The following is an 18,866-nucleotide window of genomic DNA, read 5'->3' on the forward strand; positions in this document are numbered from 1 at the left end:
GCCTGCTGGTTTCAGCCATAATGCCCTCAATGAAAATTAGATATAAATACCGCGGACCCTATGCGGGAGGTGGCTTTGCCGCAATCTACCTTTTGGAGAAACTGAAGAAATTGATACCGCTAAGGGCAATGCCGCAACGCAGCGAATTGACATGGGTCGAAAATTGCAGTTTACATCTGCGTGACGAAATAAAATTACCGCACACTGACTCGCGAGGCCCGACATGCCGCAGATGCAAAAAGACCGCCCCTGGCTGATCCGCACCTATGCCGGCCACTCCACGGCATCGGCGTCCAACGCGTTGTACCGCGCCAACCTGGCCAAGGGACAGACCGGCCTGTCGGTGGCCTTCGACCTGCCGACCCAGACCGGGTATGACAGCGACCACGTGCTGGCGCGCGGCGAAGTGGGCAAGGTCGGCGTGCCGATCGGCCATCTGGGCGACATGCGGGCGCTGTTCGATCAGATCCCGCTGGAGCAGATGAATACCTCGATGACCATCAATGCGACGGCGCCCTGGCTGCTGTCGCTTTACATCGCGGTGGCCGAGGAACAGGGCGCGGATGTCGCCAAACTGCAGGGCACGGTGCAGAACGATCTGATCAAGGAATACCTGAGCCGCGGCACCTATGTCTGCCCGCCCAAACCCAGCCTCAAGATGATCGCGGATGTGGCCGAGTACTGCTATACCAACGTGCCCAAGTGGAACCCGATGAACGTGTGTTCCTATCACCTGCAGGAGGCCGGTGCCACGCCGGAGCAGGAGCTGGCCTTTGCACTGGCCACCGCCCAGGCGGTTCTGGACGAGCTAAAGCCGCGCATCGCGCCGGAAGACTTCCCGGCAATGGTCGGGCGGATTTCCTTCTTTGTGAATGCGGGCATCCGCTTTGTCACCGAGATGTGCAAGATGCGCGCCTTTGTCGATCTGTGGGATGAGATCTGCCGCGACCGCTACGGCGTGGGGGATCCGAAATTCCGCCGCTTCCGTTACGGCGTGCAAGTGAACTCGCTGGGCCTGACCGAACAGCAGCCGGAAAACAACGTCTATCGCATCCTGATCGAGATGCTGGCGGTGACCCTGTCGAAAAAAGCCCGCGCCCGCGCGGTGCAGCTGCCCGCCTGGAACGAAGCACTTGGCCTGCCCCGCCCCTGGGACCAGCAGTGGTCGATGCGGATGCAGCAAATTCTGGCCTATGAGACCGATCTGCTGGAGTATGGCGACTTGTTCGATGGCAACCCGGCGGTGGATGCCAAGGTCGAAGAGCTGAAGGACGGCGCCCGGGCCGAACTGGCCAACCTGGAATCGATGGGCGGCGCCGTCGCCTCGATCGAGTACATGAAGGGCCGCCTGGTCGACTCCAACGCCGAGCGTCTGAACCGGATTGAAAAGAACGAGACCGTTGTGGTCGGCGTCAACAAATGGACCGAGGGCGAGCCTTCGCCGCTGCAGACCGAAGACGGCGGCATCATGGTTGTGGACCCGGCAGTCGAGCAGGAGCAGATCAACCGCCTGAACGCCTGGCGCGCTGAACGCGATACTGCGGCGGTCGAAGCTGCACTAGCCGCCCTGCGGGCTGCGGCGAAAAGCGGCGCCAATATCATGGAACCGTCCATCGCCGCTGCCAAGGCTGGCGTCACCACCGGCGAATGGGCCGAGGAGATGCGCAAGGTCCACGGCACCTACCGCGGTCCGACCGGCGTGTCGGCGTCCGTTTCCAATAAGACCGAAGGACTGGACGACCTGCGCGATGCGGTGAATGCGGTCAGCGACGTCCTGGGCCGCCGGATCAAATTTGTGGTTGGCAAGCCGGGGCTGGACGGCCATTCCAACGGCGCCGAGCAAATCGCCTTCCGTGCCCGCGATTGCGGTATGGACATCACCTATGACGGCATCCGCATGACCCCGGCAGAGCTGGTAGAAGCCGCGCAAAAAGACGACGCCCATGTGGTTGGCCTGTCGATCCTGTCCGGCAGCCACCTGCCGCTGGTCGAGGAAATGATGAGCCGGATGCAAGAGGCCGGTCTTGGCCACATCCCGGTGATTGTCGGCGGGATCATCCCCGATGACGACGCGGCAAGGTTGAAAACCATGGGCGTAGCTCGCGTTTACACCCCCAAAGACTTTGAGCTCAATTCAATTATGAGCGACATTGTGAACTTGGCAAGGCCACCGGAAATTGCAGCAAATTGATCTTTCTTAGGCAATTTTCCGCGAATTACCAAAAAGATGCTGAAACGCGTCTGGCATTTGCGCCATAAGGAATGACATACCGGGGCTTCCGGTATGTCATTTAATGTGGAGTGCAGAATGACCCTCGATCTTTCGGCAATGACCAGAAAAGAACTTCTTCAGCTGCAAAGCGATGTGGAAGAAGCGTTGCGCACAGCAGAACTGCGCGAACGCCAGGAAGCTTTGAAAGCGGCTGAAGAAGCGGCTGCGAAATACGGCTTCTCCCTGGACGAAATCGCCGGTGCTTCGCGCCAGGGCGTAAAGAAAAACAAAGCGGCCCCCAAATACCGCAACCCCAGCAACCATGACGAAACCTGGACCGGCCGCGGCCGCAAACCGCATTGGGTGCATGCTGCGCTGACCGCAGGTATGGATATTTCCGACCTGGAAATCTGAACCTGACGGCGGAGCAAAACCATGACCATTCATATTGGCGCTGCAAAAGGCGATATTGCGGAAACTGTTTTGATGCCTGGCGACCCCTACCGGGCGAAATGGGCTGCTGAGACATTTTTGAAAGGCGCCAAACTGTTTAACGAAGTGCGCGGCATGCTGGGCTACACCGGCAGCTGGAACGGGCATCCGGTGACCATTCAAGGCAGCGGCATGGGGATGCCCTCGCTGTCGATCTACGTCAATGAGCTGATCCGTGATTTCGGCGCCAAGACGCTGATCCGCATCGGCTCCTGCGGTGGCATGCAGGACAGGGTCAAGGTCCGCGACGTGATTCTGGCGATGACTGCCAGCACTCTTAACAGCCCCTCCAGCGGCATCTTCCGGGAGCTGAACTTTGCCCCCTGCGCTGATTGGGGCCTGCTGCAGGCGGCGGCGCAAGCTGCGGCGAAACGTGATGCCGCAACACATATCGGCGGCATCTACTCGTCAGATGTGTTTTATGACGAACGCCCCGACCTGAATGAGCAGATGGTGCGCCACGGCATTCTCGGCGTGGAGATGGAAGCCGCAGAGCTTTACACGCTTGCGGCCCGGCATGGCTGCCGGGCTCTGGCAGTGCTGACGGTGTCTGACCATCTGCGCACCGGCGAAGCCTTGCCGTCCGATCACCGGGAACGCAGCTTTGGCGACATGGTGGAAATTGCGTTGGAAGCCGCATTTTCCTGATGTCGGGTTAATTCATTAAAAAGTAAGGGCAGCGGTTTTCCTCTGCCCTTTTTATTGTCAGCCTGAATTTTTGACCAATGCGGCCAAGAGCCACTTTGAATGCAATCTCCGCCCGCATTGATTCATAGTGCCCTTAAGGCCGAACGCGTTTAACGCCGATGCATTCCAGAAAGCTGCCGTTTCTCCAGAGTTCGCGCCAATATTGGCGCCTCCAGCGGAATGGCAGCTTTCCTTTTCTGACCGCTACCGGCCATGGCTGCGGTCATAACCATTGCGGGGCGGGCTTTGCCAGCCCTTCAGCGCGCCTGCTGCGGGTGCAAAGATCTCGACCAGCAGCGGATGGCAGGCAGCGGTATCGCTGGAATGCTCAGCCGAGCAATCGCCGCCGGGACAGGCGCTGAGGGCGCCGAGAAGATCAATTTCGGCAAAGAACTCCAGATAATCACCGGGCCGCACCGGGCTGGCCTTCATGAAGTACTGGCCGGTATCCCGGGTAAAGCCGGTACACATGAAGACGTTAAGCACGTCATGCACATGCGGTTCCGCCTCCGCCAGGGAAAGGCCGAGATGTTCCGCCAATGCGCGTGTCAGGTTGGAATGGCAGCAGTGGTGGTACTGGCTGCCGGCCAGCAGGTTGCCGGTGTAAGGATCGCAGCGGGTGCCGATCACGTCATGCACCGAGCCGCCGAAATCATCGATCCCGTACCAGCCCAAGGTATCTGCGGTAATCGTGGCCATGGGGCGCAGATGCGGGAAACTGGTCCACATCCGCTCGCCCGTGGTGATATGGGTGCCATGCAAGGCGCGGGTCTTGCCGGAATAGAACCGCTCGCTCAGGTCGTTCCTGTTCCACAGGTTGAGGTCGCCGACTTGCGGCCCCTCCACTGAGCTGATCCGGAAGAAATGCCCGGCCGGCACCTCAAAACAAGCGGCTTCGCGGGGCTGTGCCAGCGCCTCGCCGGTCTTCACTGCGCCCAGCCGGGCCTGCTGATACAGTGCTAGATCGGGCGCAGGCAGGGTCTCGTTGGGATAGCAGACCACGGGCTGGACGGCGCGACGGGCCTCCGCATCGGCGGGGGCTGCGGGTATGTCGGTCATGGGGCAAGCCTTCCTGTCTGTTTGCCCCATCAAGACCGCATCGCCGCGGGCTTGCAAGCCCCGCCGCAACGGCCGGAACACCCGGCCGGATCACAACCGTCAGATCACCACAACATCCAGCGGCGGGAAGCCGTTGAAGCCGACCGACGCATAGGTCGAGGTATAGGCGCCGCAGGAATGGATCACCACGCGGTCCCCGCCCCTCAGCCCCAGCGGCAGCTGGTAGGGCTTGCGCTCGTACAGCACATCCGCGCTGTCGCAGGAAGGTCCGGCCAGAATGCAGGGGCCGGTGGTCTCGTGGTCACGGTCCGTGGTGATCCGGTAGCGGATCGCCTCGCCCATGGTTTCGGCCAAGCCCGAGAACATGCCGATATCGAGATAGACCCAACGGTGCAAGTCATCGTCATGCTTGCGCGAGACCAGCAGCACCTCGGCGGCAATGGCGCCTGCCTCGGCCACCAACCCGCGTCCCGGTTCGGCCATGATCTCCGGCACATCGCCGAAATACGCGCCAACCTGCGCCATCACTGCGCGGGTGTAATCTTCGGCCGGCATCATGTCCGAACCATAAGAGGCCGGAAAACCGCCACCGATATTGAGCAGGTTCAGCTTATGGCCTGCCTCATGCGCCTGCCGCCAGACCCGCGCCACCTGCTCCAGCGTGCCCTGCCACATCTGCGGTTCGCGGGTTTGCGAGCCGACATGGAAAGACAGGCCTTCGACCTGCAAGCCGCGGGCGGCAGCATAATCCATCAGCTTCAGCGCCTTTTCCGGCGTGCAGCCGAATTTGCGGCTGAGCGGCCAATCGGCTTCGCTGGCCTCAACAATCAGCCGCAGGCAGATCTTGGCACCCGGCGCATGGGCAGCCAGCTTATCCAGCTCCTCACGCGCATCGGCGGCAAAATGGGTGATGCCGATGCTGTGGGCAAAGGCAATGTCGGCAGGCCGTTTGATGGTGTTGCCAAAGGTGATCCGGCTGGCCGCGGCCCCCGCCGCCAGACACATTTCGATCTCCGCCCGGCTGGCCGCATCGAAATTGGATCCCTCCTGCACCAGCCGCTCAAGAATGCCCGCTGCCGGATTGGCCTTGACCGCATAGTGAATGCGGGCGCGGCCCAGCCCGCGGGCCAATGCTTGGTATTTTGCGGCAACCGCTTCGGCGTCCACCACCAATGTCGGCCGCTCGAACCGGCTTGCGGCGATGAAGCTCAAAGTGCGGGATACAGTTTCGCAATTACGGGCAGTCAGCCCGGCTACGTTTGCGTTCATGGTCATCTCCAAAAGACCCGGCCATATATGACCGCTCAGTTCTGTCAGAGACGTTACCGTCGCTACGTAACCGTAGGGGCGTAACCCCTTTCGCCAGAGGCGCGTGCGTTGGCGTCTTGGGCGTCCATATCGGGCATGTGCCTGAGTCGTTCAAGTGTTTTCTTTGCCATGCCTGCAGCAGACCGGCAGACCGGTGCGCTCCCGCCTGCTTCAGGGGCTTTGCAAAGCCCCGCCGCAGTTGGGCCGCACGGAAGGCACTCCGGCGCAGCCGGTGCGCCTGCGGGCGCGGGAGAGTTTCCCTAGAGCTTACGCTGCGGATTGCCGCAGATCCGCGGGGCTTCCCCGCCCGGCGCAACCGCGCCGCAATAGCTGCAGCGCCATTGACTTTTGGCGCGCTGCTGGCGCCAGCGGCAATTCCGGGTCAGACCGGAGGCGCTGCGGCGCCGCAGGAAATAGCCGAACACACCGGCGAGGAGAAGCAGCAGCAATAGGGGCATGGCCCTTGTCTATGCGGCGGCAGCAGCAAGCTCAACCGCTATGAACCTCAAGCCGCCTGATAGTATTCGATCACCCATTCGCCGGGGTCAGCCTCCTCAACCGCCGGCAGCGGTTCCGGGGTGTAATAGGCGAAGGATTGCTCCAGCGCTTCCAGTGCGTCTTGTGCGGCCTGCTTCTTTTTTGGTTTCACGGGGTTCATCTGGTTGCCTCCATAGTCTGGCAATATCCTCCCTCGCGGAGGAGGATAGGCGCAGGCCAAACCCGCTGCAGCAGATGATTGTGCAAAGGCGCCATGCAGGCACCGCATTGCAAACCCGGCAGGCAAGTCTCAGCCGGTCAGAAGCTCCCCGGCCAGCCCCAGCGCAAACCCCGCAACCGCACCCAGTGCCGGCACGCTGCTGCGGCTGGAATGGGCCTTGGGCGCGATATCCTGAAACAACAGATAGAGGATCCCGCCAGCCGCAAAGATCATGATCGCCCCCAGCGCGGCGCGGGCGTCCGCCAGCCAAACAAGTCCTGCCAGCGCGCAGACCGGCCCCAGCGCGGCCAGCCCGAGAAAGGCCAGCAACACATGCCAGGCCGGGCTGCTGCCATTCCAGACTTCGCGGAAGGCGGCAAAGCCTTCGGGAAGGTTCTGCAGGAAGATCATCAGCGCCAGCAACTTGGCAGTGGCAGCATCGGCCACCAGCATTGCGCCAAGCGCCATCGCCTCCGGCAGGTAGTCCAGAAGCATCGCCAGAAGCAATGCACCGCTGCCGCCATGGCGCTGCAACAGCGTATCGACCGCATAAAACACCGCTCCGCCAGCGGCAAACAGGCCAACCGCCCAAGCGGGCGGCAGCACCCCGGCCGCTTCCGGCACCAGCACCAGCGCCACTGCCGAGGCCAGCGCCCCGCCGCCAAAGGCCCCGATGGTGTGCAGCACTTCGTCCCGTAGCATCGGGTTGCGGATATGCTCGCACCAGGCAAGGAAGCCGCCCAGCGGCATGGCGAGACCGGCAAGCCCGGCTAAAAGAATGGCAAAAACATGTGGTTGCATGCCTGCAGCCTAGGGCCGGCTCTACCGAACCTCAACCCGATTGCGTCAGGCGTTAATGCAGGAGGTTGCCTGCGCCGCCTGCCCGTCCGTCACATTTTGCCCGGACTGCACGGTCCGCAAGACAATTGCCCCGGCCCCATGGCCCAGGAACTCGGTCCGCACCCGGTATTGCCCGGTAATGCCCGCCGCGTCGATACAACCGGGGATGCGGGCGTCGGTGGCAGCAAGCTGCGCGCCCAAACGGTCATTGTCTGCCGCCGACAAGCAGCCTGAAAGAATGCTTAAGGCCGCAATGGCCGGAAAGATGGATTTCATTTCTGTGCCTGCCGTCTGCCTGGGGAAAAACAATACCCCCGGTTTCGCAGGAAACCGGGGGTGGTGCAATTTTCATCGCTGCTGGACAGCGGATCCTTGCGGATCAGTCGTGTTGCATATCAAACGCTGCGCTCGACCATCATTTGCTTGATATGCGAAATCGCCTTGGCCGGGTTCAGACCTTTGGGACAGGTCTTGGCACAGTTCATGATGGTGTGGCAGCGGTAAAGCTTGAACGGGTCTTCCAGCTGATCCAGACGTTCAGGCGTGGCCTCATCGCGGCTGTCGATGATCCAGCGGTAGGCATGCAGCAGGGCTGCGGGCCCAAGGTAACGGTCGCCGTTCCACCAGTAGCTTGGGCAGGAGGTCGAGCAGCTGGCGCACATCACGCACTCATAAAGCCCATCCAGCTTCTTGCGGTCCTCAATCGACTGTTTCCACTCCTTGGCGGGGCGGTTGGTCTTGGTTTCCAGCCAAGGCATGATTGAAGCATGCTGGGCATAGAAATGCGTGAGGTCGGGAATAAGGTCCTTGACCACCGGCATATGCGGCAGCGGATAGATTGCCACATCACCCTTGATCTCATCCATGCCATAAATACAGGCCAGCGTGTTGATGCCGTCGATGTTCATCGCGCAGGAGCCGCAGATCCCTTCGCGGCAGGACCGGCGGAAGGTCAGGGTCGGATCAATCTCGTTCTTGATCTTGATCAGCGCGTCCAGCACCATCGGCCCGCAGCTGTCCATGTCCAGGAAATAGGTATCGACACGCGGGTTCTGGCCGTCATCCGGGTTCCAGCGGTAGATCTTGAACTTGCGCACATTGCTGGCGCCGTCCGGCTTGGGCCAGGTTTTACCCGTGGTGATCTTAGAGTTCTTCGGGAGGCTGAATTGTACCATGATCTGTCTCCTTAGAACGTCCGCGCCTTGGGCGCGATTTTGGCAAGGCTGATGCCGCCTTCTTCTTCGGTGGACAGCGGGTCGGTGATCACCGGACGGTAGCTGAGCTCTACCTTGTTGCCCGCCACGCGGGAAACGGTGTGGACACGCCAGTTTTCATCGTCGCGGGTCGAGAAATCCTCATGCGCGTGGGCGCCGCGGCTTTCCTTGCGGGCCTCGGCGCCAACAATGGTGGCCAGCGCGCTTGGCATCAGGTTTGTCAGCTCCAGCGTTTCCATCAGGTCGGAGTTCCAGACCAGCGACCGGTCGGTCACCTGCAGGTCGTCCAGCTTGGCGGCGATCGCGGTCATCTTCTCGACGCCTTCGGCCATGGTTTCCGCAGTGCGGAACACAGCGGCGTCGGCCTGCATGCATTTCTGCATCTCCAGCCGCAGATCCGCAGTCGGGATGCTGCCTTTGGCATTGCGCAGGGCATCAAAACGGTCGAACGCCTTATCAACAGAAGCCGTGTTCAGCACCGGGTTCGCCGCCTCAGGATCCACAACCTTGCCCGCGCGGATGGCCGAGGCACGGCCAAAGACCACCAGGTCAATGAGCGAGTTGGAGCCAAGCCGGTTGGCGCCATGCACTGAGGCACAGCCAGCCTCGCCCACGGCCATCAGGCCCGGTACAACACCGGTCGGATCGTCAGCCGTCGGGTTCAGCACCTCACCCCAATAGTTGGTCGGGATGCCGCCCATGTTGTAATGTACGGTGGGCAGAACCGGGATCGGCTCCTTGGTCACATCCACACCAGCAAAGATCTTGGCGCTCTCGGAAATGCCCGGCAGCCGTTCCGCCAGCGCCTCGGCGGGCAGGTGTGAAAGGTTCAGGTGGATATGGTCGCCCTCAGCACCCACACCGCGGCCTTCGCGGATTTCCATCGTCATCGAGCGGGAAACATAGTCGCGCGGCGCCAGGTCTTTGTACTGGGGCGCATAGCGCTCCATGAACCGTTCGCCTTCGGAGTTGGTGAGGTAGCCGCCCTCGCCCCGCGCGCCCTCGGTGATCAGGCAGCCGGAGCCGTAAATACCGGTCGGGTGGAACTGCACGAACTCCATGTCCTGCAGCGCCAGGCCGGCACGGGCCACCATGCCGCCGCCGTCGCCGGTGCAGGTATGCGCCGAAGTGGCGGAGAAATAGGCGCGGCCATAACCGCCGGTCGCCAGCACCACCATCTTGGCGTTGAAGATATGCATGGTGCCGTCATCGAGCTTCCAGCACACCACGCCCTGGCACTGCCCGTCGTCGGACATGATCAGGTCGATGGCGAAATACTCGATATAAAATTCGGCGTTGTTCTTTAGGCTTTGGCCATAAAGCGTGTGCAGGATCGCGTGGCCGGTCCGGTCAGCGGCGGCACAGGTGCGCTGCACGGCGGGGCCCTCACCGAACTCGGTGGTGTGGCCGCCGAACGGGCGCTGGTAGATCTTGCCTTCCTCAGTGCGCGAGAACGGCACGCCATAGTGTTCCAGCTCGTAAACCGCCTTGGGGGCTTCGCGCGCCAGATACTCCATCGCGTCGGTGTCGCCCAGCCAGTCGGAGCCCTTGACGGTGTCATACATATGCCACTGCCAGCTGTCGGGCCCCATGTTGCCCAAGCTGGCGGCGATGCCGCCCTGCGCTGCCACGGTGTGGGAGCGGGTCGGGAACACCTTGGTCACGCATGCAGTACGCAGCCCCTGTTCCGCCATGCCCAGCGTCGCGCGGAGGCCAGCCCCGCCGGCGCCAACCACGACCACGTCATATTCATGTGTTTCGTATTCGTAAGCAGCCATTGATGGAAACCTCGGAGATTACAGGGCCAGGCGGATCAGCGCATAGGCGCTGGTCGCGGCGACGGCATAAGACAGGCAGTTGACCAGAATGATCGTCAGGCGGCCTTTGACGCCGTGAACATAGTCTTCGATCATGATCTGGGCGCCGGACTTGAAGTGCATCATGCCGACCCAGATAGTCAGCGCCGCCACAAGCGCCGGGAACGGGCGCGCATAATAGGCGGTGATCTCCTCGTAAGATCCGCCCAGCGCTGAGCCGAAGGTGAAGACAAACAGCGGCACCAGGATCAAGAGAGCAACCGAGCTCACCTGCATCGCCCAATGGTGGCTGGTTCCGGATTTTGCAGCGCCCATGCCAACGGCGCGCTTGCGGTCAGTCAGAAATCGCATCGCGTGTGTCCTTCAGCTTAGACGATAATGATGGTCAGAACGGTCAGGATCACTGATCCTGTGATCACAAACCAGCCCAGCTTCTCGGCCTGGTCCAGATCCAGCATATAGCCATTGTCCCAGATCAGGTGCCGGATACCTGCAAGCGTGTGATACCAAAGACCCAGCGCCGACAAGGTCATCACCAGATCGCCGAACCAACTGGTCAGCACGCCATCGGCAATGGCGAAGTATTCAGGCGAGGTTGCGGCGGCCAGGAACCACCAGGCAATCAGCAGCGCCGAGACGATCAGCGCATTGCCGGTGATCCGGGTCAGGATCGACGTCAGGGAGGTCAGCTGCGGCCGGTAGACCTGCAAATGCGGCGAAAGCGGGCGGTTGCCCCGATTGACATCGGCCATGTTGGCTCCTTTTCAGGTTGGCTGACGACGTTTTAGCCGATTTTTACGGCGTGTCACCCGAAGGAAGTGTTAAAAAACACGGGAAATTGCTCTGTTGGCGCTAAAAGGCCACGACTTGTGATCACAGCAAATAATTAGTGATCACAAATTTACAAATTGGAAAATTTTTGCAGAATCACAAGGCAATCTGCAAATCACTGCAAAGCCAGCGCCCTCCTGTCTGCCTCGGGCGGCAGCGCAGCGGTCTGCTTGGCAACCTCCCGCACCAGCTTTTTGCGGATCCGCGAAGGGTAGTCGTCAAAGCTGGAAGCGGTGACCACAAAAGCCCCGTCGCCGCGGATCACGTTTTCAAAAAAATAGGCTGTCAGATCCGGTTCGCTCTGCTCGATGGCGATGGCGTTCACTGTCACCCCAAGGGCGGACAGCGCCCCATGCGCTTCGCGCGGCTCAACACCTTCGTTGGAAAATCCGTCGCCGGAAATGTCGATCACCCTGCGTTTGCAATCCGGCACTGCGGAAAACTGATCCAGCGCCAGAAACAGCGCCTCCCCCACCGCGGTGGAGTAGTTGCGCCAGGGCCGCGGCGCCTGTTCGATCTGCCGGGCCAATGCCTCGACATCTGCAAAACTGCGCACCGGAACCCAAGGCAACGTCACCTCCTGCCGTGACTCGCCGGACCATTGCACCAACAGCACCTGCGCGCGCGCCTTGACCAGCGCCTCTGACACCAGCCCGTCGCGCAGCCCTGCCGCCAGCCCGTCCATCTGAATGCGGTATTCCTTGGCATCCACCGACCCGGAGACATCCACCGCCAGCACCAATGCCAGATCGCAGGCCGCTGCCCGCAACGGCCAGAGGGAGAGCGCCGAGATTACCAGAAGCTGCAAAACCCGCATGCAGCCAGCTTAAGCGGCAATCGCACCAAGGGTCATCACATTTCTGCCAGCCTCCTCTGTTCATCCGGCTGAAAATTTCTGCCGTGTTGCTTTGATCAACACCTGTTCGCTCCGTAACCAGGGACAAAGATCGTGTTGACGCCAAATACCGGACCGCTCTTTGCCCATGCGATTTTCAGCAGAGCAGCCGCTCGTCTTCTGCGCAGAGAAAACCGGCAAGAGCCCCAACTACGCTTTCTGCGGCATGTTCGAACTGGTACAGAGCGCTGACCTGCGGAGGCAGACCAGGTTCCAAAATTCGCCGGCTAGTCACCATCAGCTATGCCTGAGGCACGCAATGCGGCCCGCCTTGCCCGATAACCGGGAAGAACGACAAGCAGTCCCGCGACCACGAGAAGGCCGACTGTAATCGGGCGTTCCCAAATGAACGAAACACCATCATAGAGCTGCATCGAACGGGCGAAATTATCTTCGAGCATGCCGCCGAGAATGAACCCGATAAGCAGGGGGGCAAGTGGATAGTCCGCAAACCTCAGTGCCGTGGCGCAGATGCCGAACCCCACCAGGATCAGCAATTCGGTCGCGTTGTTTTGACCAATATACGCCCCCATCAGCGTGAAAAAGAGAATGAAGGGGATCAGGTAGTTGCGCGGAACCAAAAGCACCTTGGCGATGTAGGGGATCAACGGCAGGTTCAGTACGAGCAACACCAGATTGCCAATAAACATCGACATAATGACTGCCCAGAACACCTGCGGTTCGTCAATCATCAAACGCGGGCCGGGTGTTACGTTCAGCGCGATGAGCGCGCCCAGCAGAATCGCGGTCGTGCCCGAACCGGGAATGCCCAGAGTCAGCAAGGGCACAAATGAACCGGTGCAGGCGGCGTTATTGGCTGTTTCCGGGGCGGCAAGGCCCTTGATCGAGCCTTTGCCGAATTCAGCCTGCTCGTCCTTGGTTGCGATGTTACGTTCGACCGCATATCCAAGAAAGCTGGCGATCGTGGCGCCTGCGCCTGGCAGAACTCCGATGAAGAACCCTTGTAGCGACTGCCTGCCAATCACTGGTGCGATAGCCTTGGCCTCGGTACGGTTGATCCGCAAATCCTTGATCTCGTCATCGCTGCCGTCATGTGTCTCCTTTGGCTTCAACACCAGAAAGAGCGCTTCGGGCAGGGCGAACATCGCCATGGCAAGAGTGATGAAACCGAAGCCGGATTGCAGATCCATGATCCCCATCGTGAAGCGCGGCAGGTTAAACAGTGCGCCCTCCCCTACTGTCGCCATGATCAGGCCAAGCACAGTCATCAATAGAGCCTTGGCAACCTGCCCGGTGCCAGCGAAGGCCGCAATCGCCGACAGACCGACGACCATCAGTGCAAAATACTCAGCCGAGTGAAAGAGAAGCGCGACCGAGGACAGGGCGGGGGCAAAAACCATCAACAGCAGCGCCCCCACGGTGCCGCCGCAAAAGCTGGCAATGGCGGCAATGGTCAGGGCCTTGCCGGCCTTGCCCTGCTTGGCCATAGGATATCCGTCAAAACTCGAAGCTACCGTTCCTGCGACGCCTGGAGCGTTCAGCAGGATCGACGAGGTTGAACCGCCAAAAATGGCCCCGTAATAGACACCGGCCAGCAAAATCAATGCCGCCGATGGATCGCCCATTGAAATCGCCACCGGAATCATGATGGCGATGATCGACATTGGTCCAAGACCGGGAAGCATGCCGATAAAAGTACCGATCAGGCAACCGCCGATCACCATCAAAAGATTTTGAATTGAGAACGCCGTTTGCAGACCGATGAGAAGTCCTTCGAGCATATCAGCCTCCAAAAAAGCCCGGCAGCGGGCGCATGTAAATGCCGAGGACCTGTTGCACCAGGTACCAGACAACCAATGTGGCGATCAGCGCAACGATGATCATGATATGCCACTTGCGCTCTCCCAGAACGAACGAGCCGAGGATCAGAAAGGCAGCGGTTGAAACGATAAAGCCCAGCGGCCGCAGGCACAGCGCATAGGCAACCATCAGCGCCAGCAGCAGGATGGCCTGCCCTAGCTTGTATTCGCCCAGCCGCCGGTAATCGATTTCGCCAATCGTCACGTCGCCCTTTTCGAGCCCCAGAAGAACAACCAGCGAGGCGAGCACGCCCAGGATTGAAAGCACTTTGGGAAAGGTGCTTGGCCAGATCGGGTTGCGTTGCATGAACGGTGCAAGCCCCGTATCCATCGTGAACCAGGCGGTAAAGCCATAGGTCAGGCAAATACCTAGCAATATCAGTGCAATCCATCGATCAAGTGCCATTTTCCCCTCCCGTTGCAACGAGCAGAGCGATCACCCGCTCTGCCAGTCCAGGCTTCACAGGAAGCCCAGCTTTCTCATCAAATCGCCGATGACTTGCTCTTGCTCTTCCAGGAAAGTTTTGAACGCATCGCCCGAGTTGTGGATGTTGACCCAGCCGTTGCGGCCCCGGACTTCCTCCCACTCCGGCGTGTCATACATCTTTGAAAGTGCCGCCTGGTACTTTGTGACCTTGTCCGCCGGCAGCCCCGGCGCGCCGAAGAAACCGCGCCAATTCACAAATGTCGTACCGATGCCCTGTTCTTTCATCGTCATTGCATCCGGCGCTGCCGCTACGCGCTCCTCGGATGTCACCCCGATGATTTTGATCTCGCCCGCAGCCGCCAGGTCCACTGCTTCCGAAAAACCGGTCGACAGGGCTGCAATTTCACCCGACAAAAGCGCGGCCATGGCTTTGCCGCCCGCATCGTACGGAATGTATTTGACGTCCAGCGGATCCTTGCCCGCCGCTTCCATCACCATCGCGGCGACCAGATGATCCATGCCGCCGGGAACCGAACCACCGCCAATCGCAGTTGCGCGCGGATCGGCGTCGAAGGCGGCCAAAAGGTCTTCCATCGAGTCGATAGGGCTGTCCTTGCCAACGACCAGCGCGGCATAATCACCGATTGTTCCGGCAACCAAGGTCAGATCGCGGAAGTTATGCGGAAACACACCTGTCAGTGACCGGATCACGATGGGTGTCGAGTTGACCATTAAAGTGCCGTGGTTGCTTTCAGAGTTTTCGATGAGATAGCCGATGGCCTTGCCACCGCCGCCCCCGGACATGTTTTCGTAGGATGCGTTGCCGACAAGCCCAGCCTTGGTCAGGGCCTCGCCAGTGCCGCGGGCTGTGCCGTCCCATCCGCCGCCGGCACCGCCTGGAATCAGAAAGTGAATACTGTCGAGGACTGGTTCTTCGCCCGCAAATGCCGGCGCTCCAAGACCAAGCGCCGCAACAGCGGCCGCCATAAGGACGCGACGGCCGATTTTGAATGTCGTCATTTTTTCCTCCCATTTGACAACTGTCCGCAAGACGGCTCAGTTGAGACATTCAAACACGCCAACCTGACACAGACCTGTCACGCCGCAAAAAGCGGGGTAAATCCTGATGAAGTTTCTCTTGATCGAAGATAATGCCGACCTGGCAAATGCGATTTGTTCACGGTTGAAATTTGACGGTCATGTGGTTGACCATGCGTATAAAATCCGGGATGCCATCACTTATTCCGAAGTTGGCGATTATGATCTGATTCTGCTGGATATCATGCTGCCGGATGGGGATGGCCGGACGTTTCTCAAACAGCACCGTGCCCGGGAGAAGGACACACCTGTTATCGTTCTGACCGCGCGTTCCCAGGTTTCCGACAGAATCAGCCTGCTGGATCTCGGAGCGGATGATTATCTCACCAAGCCTTTTGACCACGCCGAGCTTCAGGCGCGTTGCCGCGCCGTGCTGCGACGCAAGACCGGTACTGCGCAAACCGTATTGCGCATCGGCGACGTGACCTTTGATCCGGTGGCAGGCCGCCTCGCGGTTGGCGGCGAGACCGTCAACCTGCGCAATCGTGAACTGCGGCTGCTTGAACTTCTGATCAATTCTCCTGGCCGGATTTTCCCGAAACAGAAGCTGGCCGACAGCCTCTTTTCCTACGATGAGGACGTGTCGGAAAACGCGATTGAAGTGTATATAGGCAGGCTTCGCAAACATCTTGAAAACTCCAGCCTCAAGATCACCACCCATCGCGGTCTTGGATACCGGTTGGACCATGAGTGATGCGTTTCGTGTTTCAGGATCGCTGCGGAACCGCCTGGCAATCACCCTGATCGGCGGCGCTGCACTGCTTGCCATTCTGTTATTTTTTGTGGCGCGGAGCTATGCGGCGCAAATTGCACAGCGAGGTCAGGACAACATCATAAACGCCTCGGTGACATCAATACTGGACGCGGCCATCCTGCGTGACGGTGCCGTTGAAATCGACTTTCCCTATGCGTCTTTCGCCATGCTGGCGACGGCATCCGATGACCGGATTTTTTATGCGATCTATCAGGATGACACCGTGTTGTCGGGATATGAAGACCTGCCGCGCTTGCAAATACCGCCCGGAAAGAGGGCCGGCTTTCAGACTATTGCGTTCCGCGGTGCCGAAATGCGCCTGGCCACGGCATCGCGTGTCTTGATCGGGGCAGATGCCAAAACCCGGATTACGGTCTCAATTGCCCAGACCCAGGATGCTCTGGCCGGAACGCTGAACGTGATTTCCCGCAACGTCGCAATTTTTGGTCTGGGGTTCTTTCTGCTGGCCACACTGCTGTCGTTCTGGGCAACCTCCACAACCATTGGACAGCTCAGGCGGCTTGCCCTGTCGGTGACCCGCCGCGGGCCGCAGGACCTGCGGCCGGTCTCGCAGCCGGTGCCGTCGGAAATGGCCCCGCTGGTCTCCTCTCTGAACAGGTTTATGACACGCCTCGACCACTCCCTGCAGCAATCCGAAGATTTCATCGCCGAAGCCGCCCATAGGGTGCGCACGCCACTGGCCACGGTCCGGTCCCATGCCGAGGCAACTTTGCAGCGCGTCGGCAAGGAGGAAAACCGCCAGGCATTAAGGGCCATGGTGCGCGCAATCGACGAAAGTTCGCGCGCTGCCGGACAGCTGCTGGATCATGCGATGATTACATTTCGCGCCGATCATCTGGAACGCCAGAACCTTGATCTGGGTGATCTGACGAAGGAACTTGTGCAGCGCCTGTCACCGGTGGCTGAGATGAAAGATGTAGAGCTGCGATTGGATACCGAAGCTACGGTGCCGATTTCAGGCGACCCGATCCTGCTTCAGAACGCCCTCCGCAACATCATCGACAATGCGCTCAAATACGCGCCAAGCGAAACTGTCATTCATATCCGCATCAGGTCGAGGCCCCGGGCGCAGGTTGAAGTCCACGACCAGGGCCAAGGTTTCCCTCCAGACGAGATCGGCACCCTGGCGTCACGTTTTACCCGGGGAGCAAACGCCAAAAACATCATCGGTTCCGGGCTTGGCTTGACGATCGCGCGGGATGTGGCGGTTGCGCATGGCGGGACATTGGATCTTTCAAATAGACCGGAAGGCGGCGCATGCGTTATCTTTTCGGCGTAATCATCTGTCTTTGGCCGTTGCTGGCGGCCGCGCAAGACTGGGAAGACCGGCAAGTCTTTGAAGGGCAATCCGCGACCCGGACCCTGCGGGTGCTTTCAAGCACCGACACCTCGTTCATCGCCCCGATCATTACCAGTTTTCTAGCGGTGAACCCGAATGTCTCGGTGGAATATCTGGTCACCGGAACGGTTGAAGTAGACAGGTTGATCCGGCAGGCGCCGCAGGCGTTCGATCTGGCGGTCTCCAGCGCGATGGATCTTCAGCTCAAACTTGCCAATGATGGCTACGCCCGTACCGTTCCGGCGCTGGAAGTCCCTGATTGGGCACAATGGCGGCGCAGTCTTTTTGCCTTCACCACCGAACCCGCTGCCATTGTGATAAACCGCGCGGCTTTTTCCGGACATGAAGTTCCAAAAACCAGGCAGGCATTGATACAGGCCATGCGTGATCGGCCGGATTTCTTCCGCAACCGGATCGGCACCTATGATGTTCGCAAGTCCGGCGTCGGATATCTGTTTGCTACCCAGGATGCTCGCGTCTCCGAGACCTACTGGAGGTTGACGGAAGTGATGGGAAGCCTGGGCGTGCGCCTCTATTGCTGTTCGGGCGAGATGATCGATGACCTCGCCAATGGTACTATCGCAGTTGCCTATAACGTGCTTGGCAGCTATGCCGCGGCGCGCCCCAATCCGGATGATGGTTTGCAGATCATCCTGCCTTCCGATTTTCCGACAACAATAATGCGGACCGTCTTCGTTTCTAAAGACGCACCAAACCCCCAGATTGCAGCCGCGTTCATCCGCCACCTGATCTTCCTGCAATCCAGCAAGGCTGGCGAAAAACACATCAAGCTGCCGCCCCTTGGCTCAGCGCAAGACAGTGTTCGCCAGTCGGCTATTGCTCTGGAACCCGCGCTGCTTACCTATTTGGACAAACTGAAGCGGCGGACATTTCTCGAAGAGTGGGAAAGCGCCGTTTTCCAGTAGTCTTGCCAGTAGTCTTGCCGGCGACTTGGACGCGTTGGTGCCGCCAGCGCGCATCTCCCTAGTTCATTTGGCTTTTTGGGCGGTATTGGGAGGAACTATTTCGGCAGTGCGAGATCAATGTCATGGCGCTGGCTCCCCTTGGCGCTTCGCTCAGGATAGCTGCCATTGGCCCGTCCGCAGCGAATGGTGGCTCTGTACGGCACCTTTCCGGTTCAAACACCGCGCAGCAGAAATACGGGATGGCTTAGGCATCTCATTACGGGGGTCATTGGCGGCATCGGTGACGTGGGCTGCAACGCAGCAGCAAGCCTGCTGGACGGCCGCGTTCGCCTTGGGGCTCGAACCAATGGCGCCCGCAAGGCTCACTGTTGAACCGCATTGTCCGCCCGCGCTCTCTCGGCAGATTTGCCATGCAAATCGCCTGCCGGA

At 60.0% G+C, this 18,866-nt stretch carries 20 protein-coding genes; 6 read left to right on the plus strand and 14 right to left on the minus strand.

Annotated elements, in window-relative coordinates; translation table 11 throughout:
• The first annotated feature begins 223 nt into the window (after positions 1–223).
• The 3 genes from L1069_RS07735 (at position 224) to deoD (ending at position 3,352) form a co-directional block, all read left to right on the plus strand.
• The gene (locus L1069_RS07735) at positions 224–2,191 is read left to right on the plus strand and encodes a protein meaA (RefSeq protein WP_237455270.1); all 1,968 of its coding nucleotides are present in this window, start codon (positions 224–226) and stop codon (positions 2,189–2,191) included.
• 117 nt (positions 2,192–2,308) lie between these two features.
• Positions 2,309–2,626 carry an H-NS histone family protein gene (locus L1069_RS07740; protein WP_129369901.1) on the plus strand — a complete coding sequence of 106 codons (318 nt, stop codon included), beginning with the start codon at positions 2,309–2,311 and terminating at the stop codon, positions 2,624–2,626.
• 21 nt (positions 2,627–2,647) lie between these two features.
• Positions 2,648–3,352, plus strand: a complete 705-nt coding sequence (gene deoD, locus L1069_RS07745) for a purine-nucleoside phosphorylase (protein WP_237455271.1) — start codon at positions 2,648–2,650, stop codon at positions 3,350–3,352.
• A gap of 243 nt (positions 3,353–3,595) precedes the next feature.
• Here deoD and L1069_RS07750 read toward each other — a convergent pair whose 3' ends face one another.
• From L1069_RS07750 to L1069_RS07815, 14 genes are all read right to left on the minus strand, one after another.
• Positions 3,596–4,450, minus strand: coding sequence for a DUF1989 domain-containing protein (locus tag L1069_RS07750; RefSeq protein ID WP_237455272.1), 855 nt, complete (start codon positions 4,448–4,450; stop codon positions 3,596–3,598).
• Positions 4,451–4,549: 99 nt separating this feature from the next.
• Positions 4,550–5,725 (minus strand): type III PLP-dependent enzyme, encoded by a 1,176-nt coding sequence (locus tag L1069_RS07755; RefSeq protein WP_237455273.1) that lies wholly within the window; start codon positions 5,723–5,725, stop codon positions 4,550–4,552.
• Between the two features lie 293 nt (positions 5,726–6,018).
• Positions 6,019–6,216 (minus strand): hypothetical protein, encoded by a 198-nt coding sequence (locus tag L1069_RS07760; protein ID WP_237455274.1) that lies wholly within the window; start codon positions 6,214–6,216, stop codon positions 6,019–6,021.
• A 47-nt stretch (positions 6,217–6,263) separates the two neighbouring features.
• Positions 6,264–6,416, minus strand: a complete 153-nt coding sequence (locus tag L1069_RS07765) for a hypothetical protein (RefSeq protein ID WP_237455275.1) — start codon at positions 6,414–6,416, stop codon at positions 6,264–6,266.
• 129 nt (positions 6,417–6,545) lie between these two features.
• A complete protein-coding gene (locus L1069_RS07770; protein ID WP_134830597.1) occupies positions 6,546–7,256 on the minus strand; it encodes a divalent cation transporter in 711 nt (236 codons plus the stop codon).
• A gap of 45 nt (positions 7,257–7,301) precedes the next feature.
• The gene (locus tag L1069_RS07775; protein ID WP_237455276.1) at positions 7,302–7,571 is read right to left on the minus strand and encodes a hypothetical protein; all 270 of its coding nucleotides are present in this window, start codon (positions 7,569–7,571) and stop codon (positions 7,302–7,304) included.
• Positions 7,572–7,690: 119 nt separating this feature from the next.
• Complete coding sequence (locus L1069_RS07780; protein ID WP_129369894.1) at positions 7,691–8,470, minus strand: succinate dehydrogenase iron-sulfur subunit; 780 nt, start codon at positions 8,468–8,470, stop codon at positions 7,691–7,693.
• Between the two features lie 11 nt (positions 8,471–8,481).
• Positions 8,482–10,287, minus strand: coding sequence for a succinate dehydrogenase flavoprotein subunit (sdhA, locus tag L1069_RS07785; RefSeq protein WP_129369893.1), 1,806 nt, complete (start codon positions 10,285–10,287; stop codon positions 8,482–8,484).
• Positions 10,288–10,305: 18 nt separating this feature from the next.
• Positions 10,306–10,677, minus strand: coding sequence for a succinate dehydrogenase, hydrophobic membrane anchor protein (gene sdhD, locus L1069_RS07790; protein WP_129369892.1), 372 nt, complete (start codon positions 10,675–10,677; stop codon positions 10,306–10,308).
• Between the two features lie 17 nt (positions 10,678–10,694).
• Complete coding sequence (sdhC, locus tag L1069_RS07795; protein ID WP_237455277.1) at positions 10,695–11,078, minus strand: succinate dehydrogenase, cytochrome b556 subunit; 384 nt, start codon at positions 11,076–11,078, stop codon at positions 10,695–10,697.
• A gap of 194 nt (positions 11,079–11,272) precedes the next feature.
• The gene (locus L1069_RS07800; protein WP_237455278.1) at positions 11,273–11,974 is read right to left on the minus strand and encodes a DUF1194 domain-containing protein; all 702 of its coding nucleotides are present in this window, start codon (positions 11,972–11,974) and stop codon (positions 11,273–11,275) included.
• A gap of 305 nt (positions 11,975–12,279) precedes the next feature.
• Complete coding sequence (locus tag L1069_RS07805; protein ID WP_237455279.1) at positions 12,280–13,794, minus strand: tripartite tricarboxylate transporter permease; 1,515 nt, start codon at positions 13,792–13,794, stop codon at positions 12,280–12,282.
• A 1-nt stretch (position 13,795) separates the two neighbouring features.
• Positions 13,796–14,278, minus strand: coding sequence for a tripartite tricarboxylate transporter TctB family protein (locus L1069_RS07810; RefSeq protein WP_237455280.1), 483 nt, complete (start codon positions 14,276–14,278; stop codon positions 13,796–13,798).
• A 54-nt stretch (positions 14,279–14,332) separates the two neighbouring features.
• Positions 14,333–15,319, minus strand: coding sequence for a tripartite tricarboxylate transporter substrate-binding protein (locus L1069_RS07815; protein WP_237455281.1), 987 nt, complete (start codon positions 15,317–15,319; stop codon positions 14,333–14,335).
• Between the two features lie 106 nt (positions 15,320–15,425).
• On the opposite strand from L1069_RS07815, the gene L1069_RS07820 reads away from it, so the two are divergent.
• The 3 genes from L1069_RS07820 to L1069_RS07830 are packed head-to-tail and all read left to right on the plus strand — an operon-like array spanning position 15,426 to position 18,437.
• Positions 15,426–16,091, plus strand: coding sequence for a response regulator transcription factor (locus tag L1069_RS07820; RefSeq protein ID WP_237455282.1), 666 nt, complete (start codon positions 15,426–15,428; stop codon positions 16,089–16,091).
• Positions 16,084–17,451 carry a sensor histidine kinase gene (locus L1069_RS07825; protein WP_237455283.1) on the plus strand — a complete coding sequence of 456 codons (1,368 nt, stop codon included), beginning with the start codon at positions 16,084–16,086 and terminating at the stop codon, positions 17,449–17,451. The genes L1069_RS07820 and L1069_RS07825 overlap by 8 nt, the downstream gene beginning before the upstream one ends.
• Complete coding sequence (locus L1069_RS07830) at positions 17,430–18,437, plus strand: ABC transporter substrate-binding protein (protein ID WP_237455284.1); 1,008 nt, start codon at positions 17,430–17,432, stop codon at positions 18,435–18,437. The genes L1069_RS07825 and L1069_RS07830 overlap by 22 nt, the downstream gene beginning before the upstream one ends.
• Positions 18,438–18,866: the final 429 nt, after the last annotated feature.

Source organism: Leisingera sp. MMG026 (genome assembly GCF_021654205.1).
Classification (GTDB): Bacteria; Pseudomonadota; Alphaproteobacteria; order Rhodobacterales; family Rhodobacteraceae; genus Leisingera.